General features: G+C 70.7%; 10 protein-coding genes. 6 read left to right on the top strand and 4 right to left on the bottom strand.

The genetic code is table 11. The features are described from left to right. The first annotated feature begins 22 nt into the window (after nucleotides 1–22). From VME70_16945 to VME70_16935, 3 genes are all read left to right on the top strand, one after another. The gene (locus VME70_16945; protein HTW21883.1) at nucleotides 23–970 is read left to right on the top strand and encodes an endonuclease/exonuclease/phosphatase family protein; all 948 of its coding nucleotides are present in this window, start codon (nucleotides 23–25) and stop codon (nucleotides 968–970) included. Nucleotides 971–1,189: 219 nt separating this feature from the next. Beyond that, the gene (locus VME70_16940) at nucleotides 1,190–2,590 is read left to right on the top strand and encodes an endonuclease/exonuclease/phosphatase family protein (GenBank protein HTW21882.1); all 1,401 of its coding nucleotides are present in this window, start codon (nucleotides 1,190–1,192) and stop codon (nucleotides 2,588–2,590) included. A 73-nt stretch (nucleotides 2,591–2,663) separates the two neighbouring features. Then, nucleotides 2,664–5,957 carry an AAA family ATPase gene (locus VME70_16935; protein HTW21881.1) on the top strand — a complete coding sequence of 1,098 codons (3,294 nt, stop codon included), beginning with the start codon at nucleotides 2,664–2,666 and terminating at the stop codon, nucleotides 5,955–5,957. Between the two features lie 12 nt (nucleotides 5,958–5,969). On the opposite strand, the gene VME70_16930 is transcribed toward VME70_16935, so the two are convergent. Continuing rightward, nucleotides 5,970–8,081: an alpha/beta fold hydrolase gene (locus VME70_16930; protein HTW21880.1), complete on the bottom strand. Its 2,112-nt coding sequence runs from the start codon at nucleotides 8,079–8,081 to the stop codon at nucleotides 5,970–5,972. Between the two features lie 140 nt (nucleotides 8,082–8,221). Between VME70_16930 and VME70_16925 the strand changes: the two genes are divergently transcribed. Next, nucleotides 8,222–9,277 (top strand): class I SAM-dependent methyltransferase, encoded by a 1,056-nt coding sequence (locus VME70_16925; GenBank protein HTW21879.1) that lies wholly within the window; start codon nucleotides 8,222–8,224, stop codon nucleotides 9,275–9,277. A gap of 48 nt (nucleotides 9,278–9,325) precedes the next feature. On the opposite strand, the gene VME70_16920 is transcribed toward VME70_16925, so the two are convergent. Beyond that, the gene (locus tag VME70_16920; GenBank protein ID HTW21878.1) at nucleotides 9,326–9,850 is read right to left on the bottom strand and encodes a hypothetical protein; all 525 of its coding nucleotides are present in this window, start codon (nucleotides 9,848–9,850) and stop codon (nucleotides 9,326–9,328) included. Between the two features lie 162 nt (nucleotides 9,851–10,012). Here VME70_16920 and VME70_16915 point away from each other — a divergent pair, with 162 nt between their 5' ends. Both VME70_16915 and VME70_16910 read left to right on the top strand, forming a co-directional pair. Next, on the top strand, nucleotides 10,013–10,633 hold the full coding sequence (locus VME70_16915) for a DUF2461 domain-containing protein (protein HTW21877.1): 621 nt from the start codon (nucleotides 10,013–10,015) through the stop codon (nucleotides 10,631–10,633). Nucleotides 10,634–10,693: 60 nt separating this feature from the next. Further along, entirely contained in the window at nucleotides 10,694–11,650 is a 957-nt protein-coding gene (locus VME70_16910; protein HTW21876.1) for a hypothetical protein, read from the top strand. A 19-nt stretch (nucleotides 11,651–11,669) separates the two neighbouring features. Here the strand turns inward: VME70_16910 and VME70_16905 are convergent, their stop codons facing one another. Together VME70_16905 and VME70_16900 are read right to left on the bottom strand one after the other, a co-directional pair. Continuing rightward, nucleotides 11,670–12,713, bottom strand: a complete 1,044-nt coding sequence (locus VME70_16905; GenBank protein HTW21875.1) for an amidoligase family protein — start codon at nucleotides 12,711–12,713, stop codon at nucleotides 11,670–11,672. Between the two features lie 46 nt (nucleotides 12,714–12,759). After that, the coding region (locus tag VME70_16900; GenBank protein ID HTW21874.1) for a hypothetical protein at nucleotides 12,760–12,985 on the bottom strand (226 nt) is incomplete at its 5' end.

Here is a 12,985-nt window from a genome sequence, read left to right as displayed (position 1 = left end):
CACGTCGGCGGCCGGCTGCGCCTTGGCCGCGCTCGCCGCGTTCACCGTGCTCGCATCGGCGCTGGTTCCGGTTCAGCCCGGGGCGGCGCTCTCACGTCCTGCGGTCGCCGCCGCACGCACCGGTCACCAGCTGGTTCGGGTGATGACCTACAACATCCTCGAGCTCAGCGCCGATGGCCACCACGAAGGCTCGGGTGTGGTCGCGCCGTGGTCGGAGCGCAAGCCTGCCGCCGCCGCCCTGATCCGGCGCGCCGACCCGGATGTCATCGCGATCCAGGAAGGCTGCGACTGGGTCGGGCGGCCGCGGGGCAAGCGCCAGGTCGACTCGCTGCGGGCAGCCCTCGGCGGGGTCTATGCCCTCGCTCACACCGAGCGCTCCCCGAACCTGCCGCACTACTTCCGCACCGGCGTCTACATCCTCTACAAGAAGGCCGAGTACCGCGCCTACGGCCACTCGTGGCACTGGGCGCTCGGCAACCGGCGCTGGGCCGCCTACCAGCTGCTCGAGAACCGCCGTACCCATGCGCGGTTCCTGTTCGTCTCGACCCATCTCCTCGTCGGCAACGGCGCGCCGAACGACCGGCGACGCGAGCAGGAGACCAAGACGCTGCTGCACAAGGCCGGCCGGTTCGCGCGCGCCCATCACGTCCCGGTGATCTACGCCGGTGACTTCAACAGCGACTCGGACGGCCACCATGCGTTCAACGGCCCGGCGATCGCCATGCGCCAGGCCGACTTCACGAACGCGTTGAAGGTGGCGAAGTCCCGCACGCGGGCCAGCTACAACTCTGCAAACCAGTACGAGCGTCGTCCGCCCCGCGCCGGCGACGACATCGACTACGTGTTCGCGTCCCGGCGGGTCACGGTCAAGTCGTGGCGGCTCGTGATGAGGCTCGCCCACGGTCACCTGGTCGGAGTAATCCCGTCCGACCACAACCCCGTGCTGGCCACGCTCTCGGTCCCCTACTGAGCGGCCTGGCGAGCGGATCCCGACGGACGGCCCTGCCCGGATAAGCCGGATTACCCGTCACGATGGGCCGGATGGTCGATCGATCGATGCCCGGGCGAATCCGACCAAATGGGTGTGACGGCGAGGAAAACGCGGCTGGCGACGGTAAGCGTTGCGGGCATCGTCGCCGCATGCTGCCTTTCGGCGCCCGGTTTCGCGTCCGCTGCCGGTCCCAACAAGATGACCACGCCGCGCGGCATCCACGTGGTGAACATCTCCTCGTCCTCGTTCACCGTCGCGCTGAAGCCGACCACGGGTGCGAGTCACTACCGGGTCTACGCCTCGACCACGAAGAGCGACCTGAACGTCCTGCGGGTCAAGTCGGCGCACCGGTCGGCGCTGGCGTCCAACCCGGTGGTCACGGTGCACGGCCTGCCCTACGCGGCGCAGCCGTATTACTACCGGCTCGAGGCAATCAACGGTTCCCACCATCGTTGGTCGCCACTGATCGGTTCGGTCGGCCTGCGCCCCGCAACCCCGAACGAGATCGCGGTCTCGACGAACGGTGCGGCGAACTCGCTGACCTGGCAGAGCGGGCCGGCGACCGGCTACGAGATCCAGGCCGCCACGACCACGTCGATGACCGACCCGACCGTCTTCACGACGGTCGGCACGGACACGCTGTTCACGCCGTACGGCTTGACGCCGGGTGCCTACTACTTCACCGTCCGTGCGCTCAACGGCACGACCCCGTCGACGCCCACCAGCCCGATCCCGATGACGGTCACGGGATCGCAGGCGCCGGTCAGCGTCATGACGTACAACCTGATCGAGGCGTACTACGACGGACGCAAGGAAGGCAGCGGTCACGTCGCCCCGTGGTCCGAGCGCGTCAACGGCGTCGTGAAGCTGATCAAGCAGGTCAACCCTGACGTGATCAGCATCCAGGAGGCGGCGGCCTGGGTGGACGGCGTCAAGGGTCCGCGTCAGGTCGACTCGCTCGTCCAGCACCTCGGCGGCGAGTACTCCCTCGCGTACACCGAGGTCCCGCCGACCCAGAAGGGCTACTTCAGAACCGGCGTCTACATCCTCTACAAGAACTCGACCATGCAGGCAGTCGGCGACGGCAACCACTGGGCCATCGGCAACGACCGCTGGGCGGCCTACCAGGTGCTGCAGAACACGAGCACCGGCGCGCAGTTCCTGATGGTTGCCCCGCACCTCGAGGTGGGCACCGGCCGCTCCTACGACGAGAACCGCAAGGCCGAGACCGAGAGCATGGTCGCGCAGGCGGAGGCCTACGACGCCGACCTCGGCCTGCCGATCGTGTACGCCGGCGACTTCAACAGCGACACCGACAAGTACCACACGTTCGACGGCCCGAGTGAGGTCATGCGCGCGGACCACATCGACGACGCGTTCGACGTCGCGCAGAGCCGGACGAACGCGAAGTACAACAGCTCGAACGGCTACTTCCGCAAGCCGCCGGCGTTCGGCTACCACATCGACTACGTGTTCGCCAGCCCCGGCATCGCGGTGCAGTCCTGGAAACTGGTCATCGACCTCACCCACGGCGAGTTCAAAGGTGTGATCCCCTCGGACCACAACCCGATCGTCGCCGACCTGCAGATCCCGTACTAGACCGCACGCCGGCCCGACCCGCAGCAGCTCTGCGGGCTTTCCCGTCGCCCCCGCACGACGGACACTTGTGCTCATGCTCGGCGTACGGCTGGTTGGCAGCTTCGCGATCACGCGCGACGGCGAGCCGCTCGGCCAGATCGACCTCGGCAGCCGCAAGGCCCGAGCGCTGCTCAAGCTGCTAGCCGTCGACCGAGACCGCGTGGTGACCGTCGACCGGATCGTGGAGGTTGTGTGGGCCGGCCGGCCGCCGGCCCAGCCGCAGGCCAGTGTCGCCACGCTGGTGAGCCGGTTGCGCCGGACCCTGGGCGCCGACGTGATCGAGGGCGGGCGGGACGGCTACCGGCTCGGCGGTGCGCCCGCGGTGCGCGTGGATCTGGATGATGCGGCGCACTGGGTGGAGGAGTCGGCCCGGCGGCTGGCGAGCGACGAGCCGGGGCTTGCGGCGGCTGCAGCGACCCGCGCGCGGGACCTCTTGCAGGCGGGACAGGCGCTTGCGGACGAAGCCGATGCGGAGTGGGCGGAGCCCGCGCGCGTCCAGCTGCACGCACTCGCCGGCCGCGCCCGGCAGACGCTGGCCGACGCCGCGCTCGCGACCGGCGAGCATGACCTGGCGATCATGGTCGCCCGCGAGGCGGTCGAAGCCGACCCTTACGACGAGCGCGCACGGCGATCCCTGATGCGGGGCTACCTGTCGACCGGAGAGGGCGGCCGGGCGCTGGCGACGTACGCCGAGCTGCGCGAGCTGCTCGCCACCGAGCTCGGCTCCGATCCGTCCGGCGAGACGCGTGAGCTGCACTTGGCCGCACTGCAGGCCGCCGACGAGGGGCAGGCGGTCTCGAGTGCTGCAGCGCCGCCGAGTGCATCGCGGCTGCCCGAGTGGTCGCCGAGTGAGACCCTGGGTCTGGTCGGCCGGGCGGCGCCGCTGCGCCGGCTCCGTGCGGACTGGAACGTCGCCGCCGCCGGAACTCCGAAGCTGGTCCTGGTCGTCGGCGAGGCCGGTATCGGCAAGACCAGCCTGGTCGACGAGCTCGCGCGAATCGCGGCAAGTACCGGCGGCACCGTCCTTGCTGCTCGCTGCTACGCAACCGAGAGCTCGTTGTTCCTCCAGCCGTTCGTCGAGGCGCTCGGCGCGGCCATCCGCGCCATGCCGCCCGCGCGGTTGCTCGAGCTCAGCGCCAACCACGCGCCGGCGCTGTCACGGCTGATCCCCGATGCGGCGGTCGTGCTGGGGCCGCCGCCGGCGCATCAGGACAACGCCGATGTTGAACGCCGCCGCGCATTCGAAGCCGTGGCCGCGATGGTGCGCGGGCTGGCCGACCGCGGACCGCTGCTGGTCAGCTTGGACGATCTGCAGAACGCGGGGCGCTCCACGATCGAGCTGCTCCACTACCTTGCACGCCACACGCCGCGCAGCCGCGTCCTCGTCGTCGCCACGGTGCGGGTGGAAGAGGCAGACGCGGTTCTGCCGCCGCTCGGCGCGGTCGCGGAACGCATCGACGTCGAACCGCTCACACCTGATGCGGTGGCGAGCCTCGCGAGTGAAGCCGGCCTCGCCGGTCAGGCCGCGGAGATCCACCGGCGTACCAACGGGCATGCGTTCTACGTCGTGGAGATCCTGCGGGCGCTGGCCGCGGGTGACAGTGGCATTCCCGACTCCCTCGAAGCGGCAGTGGTGGACAGAGTGCGCCGCGGCGGTCGCGATATCGAGGAGTTGTTACGCGCCGCTGCCGTACTGGGCGTGTCCTTCGACACGCCCACCGTGGCAGGCCTGCTCGACCGGCCGCTCAGCGCAGTGCTCAGTGACTGCGAGGCCGCCCTCGACGCCAGGCTGCTCACCGTCGCCGGCCGCGACTGGGAGTTCGCCAACGACCTGATCCGCGACGTGCTCTACGCAACGACCCCCGAACCGGTTCGTGATGCGTATCACCGGCGGGCCGCGGATCTGCTCACCGCACGCCCCGAGGCAGTCGCGTCACACGCGAGTGCGGTTGCGGACTGGTCGCGGGCGGCGCGGGCGTGGCTCGTGACCGCCGAGGAGGCACTTCGACGGGGTGCCGCAGCCGACGCGATTGCCCTCCTCGACCGGTGCCTGGACGCCGCCGGAGCGGCGGGCGAGCTCGATGTGACCGCGCGGGCCAGGCTGAGCCGCGCCAAGGCGCTGGCGGCCGAGGCCGACTTCGCCGCGGCGATCACGGATATCGAGGAAGCGGTGCGGATCGCGCGAGAGGTCGGAGACCAACGGCTAGAGGCGGTAGCGCTGCGCGCACTGGGCGGCGAGGTGCCGACCGCACTGGGCCGGCCGGTGCCGGAATGCCTCGGCCACCTGGAGCGCGGGCTGCGGCTCGCGGCCGGGCTCTCCGACCGCGTCATGGAGGCGGACCTCCGCGCCTGGATGGCGGTGCTCGCCGCGAACGATCTCCGGTTCGCGGACTCGGTCGAGCACGGGATGCTCGCCGTAGCCGCGGGCCGCGCGTCGGGCGATGACGAGGCGCTCGCCGCCGCGCTCGACGGCCGCAAGACATCGCTGGCCTACATCGGCGAGGTCGAGGAGCTGAGCGATGTGCTGGCCGAGCTCGAGCCGATCCTGCGCCGGCGTGGCGACGTGTTGCGGCTGAGCTGGACCGTGTTCGAGTCCGCCTTTCCGGCGGTCGCGGCCGCGGACTGGGACACCGCGCGGGCGCGGATCGAGGCGGCACTGGAGATCACCGAGCGTGGTGGCCTGCCGGCGTACGCCGCCTGGCACCTCGCCCACCTCGGCTGGCTGAGCCGGCTCATCGGTGACGAGCAGTCGGCGCTCGAGCTCGGGCGTACCGCGATGGAGCGTGCGCGCGATGCCCCGCACGTGTGGGTGCTGGCGTCCTCGGGAGCGCTGCTCGGCGCGACCTTGCTGGAGGCGGGTGCCGTCGAGTCGGCCATCGAGGTCCTCGAGGTCGCGCAGGCGGCGGCCCAGCAGGACGGCGCGGCGGCGTACCTGTTGCGCGCATCGGCTCCGCTCGCCGAGGCGACGGGCTCACGACTCGTGCTCGAGCAAGCCGACACCCTGATCCGCCGGGTGACCGCCCCGCCCGGCAGTGCGTTCCTCGCCGGGGACGCCTGCTACCTCGCGGTGGCTCGCGCCTGGCTCGATCACGAAGAGCCGCAGCGTGCCCGCGACGTGCTCACCCCGCTGCTCGCCGCGGCCGAGCGCGTGCCGTGGGTTGCGACGGTTGCGGAGGCGTCGCTCGTTGCGGGTCGTGCGGCTGCGCGACTCGGGCGGGTGAAGGAGGCCGGCCAGTTGTTGCAGCGGGCCCGCGACCTGGGTGAGCGGCACGGCTTGCCGCGCGTGGTGGATCGGGCCACCACCGAGCTCGGAGCCGTCGCCGGCTGAGACCGGACGCTCCTACAACAGCTCGGCGATCTTCGCGGCGGCTCGAGCCGCGCCGTCCGTCTCGACCGGACGGTACGACGGCGCGCTGCCGATCTCGTCAGCGATCGCGGCCGCGAGCCGGTCCGGTGTCGCGTCGTCGTACTCGATGCAGGTGCCGGCTCCGTAGCGGTCCAGGCGTTGCCGGACGTGGAAGTTCTGCTCGAAGTGGTTGCGCAGCGGCACGTACACGAACGGCCGCCGGTGGGTGGTCAGCTCCATCGCCGTGGTGAGCCCGCCTTGCACGATTGCGAGGTCGCACACCGCGAGGTGTCGGTACAGGTCGTGGACGTAGGAGTGCACCTCCAGGCCAGGACTGCTCGGTAGCGACGACGGATCGATCCTGGGTCCTGCCACGACCACCATGCGCAACGCAGGTACGGCGCGCTTGGCGTCGGGGAAGGCGGCGATCGCTCGGCGGAGCAGGTGGCTGCCGACGCCCGAGCCGCCGACCGTCACGATGCAAACGAGCTCGTCAGGTCGGTATCCGAGTGAAGCGCGCACCGCCGCTGTGTCGGCCACGTCGGCAGGGTCGTACCCGGTGACGTAACCCACGAAGTCGAAGTGCTGCTCGGTCCATTCGCGGATGCCGGGCAGCGCCGGTCCCAACGCGTCGGGCACGATGTCGTCCGCGTTGCCGACGAACAGCGCCCGGTCCCGCAACCGTGGGAAGCGTTGGATCTGCTCGACCATCTCGGCGTTGTAGTCGGCGGTGAGAAACGCCTCGCGTTCGCCGCCGTCCGGCATCGGGAGCCAACCGACGAAGTCGGTGAGCCAGACATAGGGCGCACGCTTCAGGTCAGGGTTCTCGTGCAGGAAGTAGTCGAGCTCCCACGCCTCGTCGCCGATCCACGCGTCGTACTGCTCGTCTTCGACGAGGTCCGAGAAGACCATGAAGTTGTTGACCATGATCTCGTCCATGCGCCGCAGGGCTTGGAACGCATGCAGGTCATGCTCCGCGGACTCCGACTCGAAGTGGCCGGACTCGCTGGCAAGGTACGCCGACGCCGGGTGAACGTGCTCACCTCGGCGTTCGAGCAGCTCGGTCAGCGGATGCTGGGCGAGCCAGTGCACCTCGACGTCAGGGTGCAGCCGGCGCAGCTCGTCGGCGATGGCGACGTCGCGGCGGGAGTGGCCGAGGCCGATCGGCGAGGACAGCATGAGCACCCGTCGTTCGCGGGTCATCGGCCTGGTCCACAGTCGTGGGCTGGTCGGTGGTGGCGCGATGCTCCGCACGAAGTCGCGAATCAAGTGGTTGACGATGACCGGTTCTCGAACCTGAGGGAGGTGCCCGACTCCCTCGAGCGTCACCAGCCGGCCTCCGGTGAGCTCGGCGAGACGCTCGCTGCGCGCCAGCGGCTGGCACCTGTCGGCGAGCCCGTGGATCGCCAGCACCGGGCAGTCGACCTGCCGGATGATCGCTTCGGTCTGCTCGGCCGAGTCCGATCCGGGCCACGCGCTGTCGTGCAGGATCATCGTTTCGGGGCCGATGCCCATCGCCCACTCGATGCAGTCCTCCAGCTGCTTCGTCGAGTGCGGTTCGCTCAGCAGCTCGCCGAAGAAGAACTCGGCGTAACCGGGCCAGTCGCGCAGCCAGTAGTGGCGGTTGGACTTCTGCCATCCTTCGTACACCTCGAGCTCGGCGTCGAAGTCGGTCTCAGCCCGGTAGTCGAAAGGCTGGGTGAGGAACGGGGCCCAGGTGGCGATGCTCACGATTCCGGCCACCCGGTCGGGATGCTGAACTGCGGTGAGGATCGACCGCCAGCCCGAGCTACACAGCCCCACCAGCACTGCCTTCTCGATCCCTATCGCGTCCATGACGGCGATCGTGTCCGCCACGAACTCGTGGTTGTTGAAGCTGGACGCCTCGGTGGGCCGGTCGGATCTGCCGTTGCCCCGTGGATCGATGGTGACGACGAGATGGTTGCGGGCCAGGTACGGCACCTGCGCTTTCCATGCCCGTGACTCGACGATGCCGTCGATCGGCGTGAACACGATTGCCGGGAGCCCGGCGCCGAAGACCTCGTAGCCGACCTTGATCCCGTCCCGCTCGATGAAGTCCTCGATGTCCGGGTATCTCGCTCGCATCGCGCTCACCTCCCCGGCGCCGCTGCCGGCGTCTCGGATCACCCTTGCCGACCTCATTGCAGCGGCATTGCAACCGAAGTGCAATGCCGCCCTCGACGATCGGTGCCGCCAACGAGGCCATCGATTCAAGGAGGCAGGACATGGCGATCGACGAGGCAAAGCTGCACGAGTTCCTCGGGCGGTTCGTGACCGATCTGGGCGCCACGGCGGCGGCCGGCAACGTCGTCATCGGGCATCGGCTCGGGCTCTACCAGGAGCTGGCCGCCGGGCCGGCAACCGCGGACGAGCTGGCTCGGCGTACCGGCTGCAACCCGCGCTACATCGGTGAGTGGCTGCGCGGCCAGGCCGCCGGCGGCTACGTGGAGTACGACGCCGAGGGGGACGTGTACTCGATGACCGAGGAGCAGGCGTTCGCGCTCGCGAACCCCGACGGCGCGGTCTATGCACCCGGCGCGTTCGTTCTCGCGCTCGGGACATTGAAGGCGAACGAGCGGATCGCGGCCGCCTTCAAGACCGGTGACGGCGTCGGCTGGCACGAGCACGACGAGGACGTGTTCGTCGGCTGCGAGCAGTTCTTCCGACCCGGCTACATCGCCAACCTCGTGCCGTCGTGGATTCCCGCGCTCGACGGCGTTCACGAGAAGCTGTCCGCTGGCGCGCGGGTGGCGGATCTCGGCTGCGGGCTCGGGGCATCCACGGTCCTGCTCGCGGAGGCCTATCCGGCGTCGAGCCTCACCGGCTCGGACTACCACGAGCGCTCGATCGAGCTGGCTCGCAAGCGCGCCGCGGACGCGGGCGTCGCCGACCGCGTTCAGTTCGAGGTCGCGACGGCGTCGACCTTCGGTGGATCCGGCTACGACCTGGTGGCAACCTTCGACTGCCTGCACGACATGGGCGACCCGCTCGCGGCCGCTAAGCACGTGCGCGAGGCGATTGCCCCGGACGGCACCTGGCTGGTGGTCGAGCCGTTCGCGACCGACACGATCAGCGGCAACCTCAACCCGGTGGGTCGGGTCTACTACAACTTCTCGACCCAGCTCTGCGTGCCGAATGCGCTCTCGCAGAACGGCGGGTACGCGCTCGGTGCGCAAGCGGGCGAGGCGGCGATCCGTCGCGTGATGACCGATGCCGGGTTCACCAGGTTCCGGCGCGCGACCGAGACGCCGTTCAACCTGGTCTACGAGGTGCGGCCCTAGTTCGCCGCGGATCCGGCCGGCCGGGGACCGCGTGACCGGCCGGCCGGATCAGCCGAGGGTCTGGCCGAGCGCGGCCTGTGCGGTCGCGAGCGCGGCGAGACGGGTGATCATCGCCTTCGCGGTCGAGCTCGCCAGTCGGTGCAGAGCCAACTCGTCGACCGCGTGGCCGACCACCCCGAGCGGCGGTTGGTAGGCACCGGCGAGCGACAGCAGGCACGTGGTGCCGTCGACGGCGGTGATGGCCAGCCGCGCGTCCAGTGCCGGATAGCCGCTCGCCAGCGAGCCGATCGGGTGCCACTTCAGGTCGTAGAGGTAGCTCGGCCCGCGCGGTCGCGGGTTGCTCAACCGCGCCAAAACCCGCTTGTGCAGCGAGCGGCTGCGGCGGGGACCCACCACGAGCTCGACGTCGAGGCCGTCGGCCGGGTCTCCTGACGCGGCGTCGCTCAGTAGCCGCCAGAGCCGGGTGCGGGCGTGGTAGGCGCTGCACGTCACAACCGCGTCCGCCTGGACCCAGCCGTGCCGCGCGAGCGGCACGGCGGGCGGAAGCCGCTCGGGGCTCCTGCGGATCGTCATCTCACGCTCCTTCGCCTCCCAGGGTCCGGGCCGGCTGCGCGGATGGCCAGGGACCTTCGTCCCGAGCACGGTCACGAGCCGGGTACTACGGCGGGTTCGAGCGTGACCCCCGATGGCAACGTCGAGGCGGTCCGTCACCGCGCCGAGTCGTAGCCTGCGCTCATGGCGTTCAAGGGCTGGCCGGTCGAGGCGATCGAGTTCTACGAGGGTCTGCAGGCCGACAACACGAAGACCTACTGGGTAGCGCACAAGGCGACGTATGACGAGTGCGTGCTGCGCCCGATGCAGGAGCTGATCGCCGAGCTCGAACCGGAGTTCGGCGAGGGCAAGATCTTCCGGCCGTATCGAGACGTGCGGTTCAGTGCGGACAAGACGCCGTACAAGACTGCGATCGGTGCGGTGCTCGCGGGCGGGGGGTACGTGCAGCTGTCCGCGGAGGGTCTCGGCTCGGGCTGCGGCCGCTGGCACCTCGAGCCCGAGGAGCTGGCCCGCTACCGGGACGCGGTCGCCGACGACGCGAGCGGCGCGCCGCTGCAGGCGATCGTCGACCAGTTGCGGGCGGCCAAGATCGACGTCTCTTCGCACGGCGAGCTGAAGACGGTGCCGCGCGGCTACCCGAAGGATCATCCGCGCGCGGAGCTGTTGCGGGCCAAGGGCCTGGTCAGCTGGCAGTCCTGGCCGGCCGCCGCCTGGTTGGGTACGGCGAAGGCGAAGGACCGCGTCGTCGGCTTCCTTCGCGCGTCCGTGCCGTTGAACGACTGGCTGGCGAAGAACCTCACCTGAGCGGACCGAACCTCGGCCCAACCATGCGGCCGGGCGGGACGTCTGAGTGGTGTGCGGCGGGTGTCCGGATTGCTGGTCTTGGCTGCGCTTTGTGCCGGGTGTACCTGGCACGGAAGTTCCTCGGCCGGCCATCCGCCCCCGGCGCACGTCCGGATCGACACCTCGCGACCGCCGCAGCCGTTCCTCACCGAGCTGATGCCGTCACGGCTCGGCCTCGTCGATGCCACCACGGGCCACGTGACCGGCCGCGCCGGACTCGGCCACAACGGACCCTACGGACTGGCCACGAATGCCGGCGAGCAGGTTGCGTATGTCGAGCGGGATGCTCGGGCCTGCTCGACCGGGATCGGCGCACTCACCCTGCGGCCGAACCGGACCGGCTTCCTGCGCAAGGTCGCGAGGATCGCGACGGTTCCCGGTCATTGGATCGATGACGTTGCCGCGGCCCCCGTACTCAGCCCGAACGGCCTGCGGCTGGCCGTCCTCGTCGACGGGCCTCCGCTGGCCCGCGACTCGGCCGCCGGCCGGCGCTGCGAAGGGCCGGAGCGCCTGATCGTCATCGATCTCGTCACGCGCTCGGAGCGGGTGTTCACCGGCAACGGGTCGAAATGGCTCGGCGTGGGCGACCTCGAGTGGGCGCCGGACAGCCGCCATCTCGCGGTCGACCTCGTGGCTTCCAAGCGGCACGCTCGGATCGACGGCACCCGGTTGGTCGACACCGCCGGCTACGGCTCGTCGTACGCCTCGGCGCCGCGGATCACCCGGCGCGGGTTCGTGTTCTGGTGGAAGCGCCAGCTGGTCGCCGCGCGCAACGGCGACCTGGTGAGCCTTCGCGGCGCCGACGCGGGCAAGGTGATCGCGCGCGGCTTGCCTCGCAGAGTGGACGCGGTATCCGCTGCCGGCAACGGCGACCTGCTGGTCCGTGACGCGGCCGGCGAGACGTGGTGGTGGGACGGCCATCTTTCGCGCCGGGTTCCGGACGCGGGGCACCGCCGCTGGGTCGAACCGGTCTGGTAGCCCGCCGAGCCGCCCGACGCTACGCGCCGGCCGCGGCCCGAAGGAGCGCGAGGGCGGCGTCGGGGTCGTCGGGCGGTGCGGGGTACGGCGTGGGGTCGAGGCAGCGGTCGAGCAGCCGCTCGACCATGGCGGCGCGCGCCACGATGTCAGTGGCATCGATCGAGCCCGGCAGGACGCGCACCTCAACGGTGTCGCGGAAGGGGTGGTCGAGGAGCAGTTGAGTGAGGTTGACGTCGCAGAACTTGCGCAGGCCGCCGGTCTTGGCCGCCGTACGAAGCTCGTCGATGGTGGGCTTGCCGGCGACGGCGTCGACGAGGGGGTGGGGGAGGGCAGCCAGGCGCCGGCAGCGCGGGTTCGTGCCGAGCAGGACGTGCAGCGGCTCGCGCCACCACGCGAACAGCCGGATCACGTTCGCAAGCGCAGCCGGTGCCCGGAACGGGGCGGCGTCGACGTGCAGGTGCACTGCTGCCTCGTCGGGAACCGTGAAGCCGAGCGCGGCGGCCGGGGTCAGCAGCTCCGCGAGAGCAGCCTCGTGGCCACTCGACAGTGGTGGCGTGATCACCTCGCACGGTCGCTCGCGCTCGCCGCCGGCGGGCAACGCGAGCGCGACCGTCCCCACGGACTCCACCCGCCAGATGCTGCCGATCTGCTCCGGCAGCACGCCCCACAACGCCGCCACTTCGTCGAGCGCGGTGTCGAGCGGACCGGCGGGGTCGCTGCAGCGAGCCAGCAGCCGGAGCAACCGTGGGTCGTCGGTCAGGATGCGGTGCCAGCCGGGCGGTGCGGCGGCTGCGGAGTCGAGGTCGGCGGCGATCGTCACGTCGTCGACGAGCGTGCACAGCGGCAGCCCCGATGGCCGGATCACCTCGAACCCCTGGGTGAGGTGCAGGAACCGGCCGTCGAGGCTGCGGACCAGCGAGGGTTCGCTGTCCTCGTGCCAGACCGCGCGGACCGTGCCGTCGACCTGACCTGCCAGCGCGTCGGCGAGCGTACGGCGGGACGCGCCGCGCGGGGCCAGCAGCTCGACCTCGAACCCGATCCGCTGCCGCAGCGTGGCGCCCACGAGCCGCGACCCTACGCGGTGCGGCCCGCCCGCAGACGCCGCCGGGTCACGGGGAGATCGGCAGCGTCTCGCCGTCGAGCAGCTTCTTGCCCGCTTCCGCCTTCACCTGCGTGATGTCGGTCTCGTGCCACATGGTCGCGAGCTGCTGCGCGTCGCTGTAGTCGTAGCCGGCGGCGATGAAGAAGTCCTCGTCCTTCTGGGTCTCCGACACCGGCGTACCGCTCGGCGGAATCGGGAGCGAGTCGCCGGCGAGCAGCTTCTTGCCCGCGTCG

It is taken from the genome of Mycobacteriales bacterium, assembly GCA_035504215.1.
Classification (GTDB): domain Bacteria; phylum Actinomycetota; class Actinomycetes; order JAFAQI01; family JAFAQI01; genus DATAUK01.
This window is presented reverse-complemented; position numbering and strand designations above follow the sequence as displayed.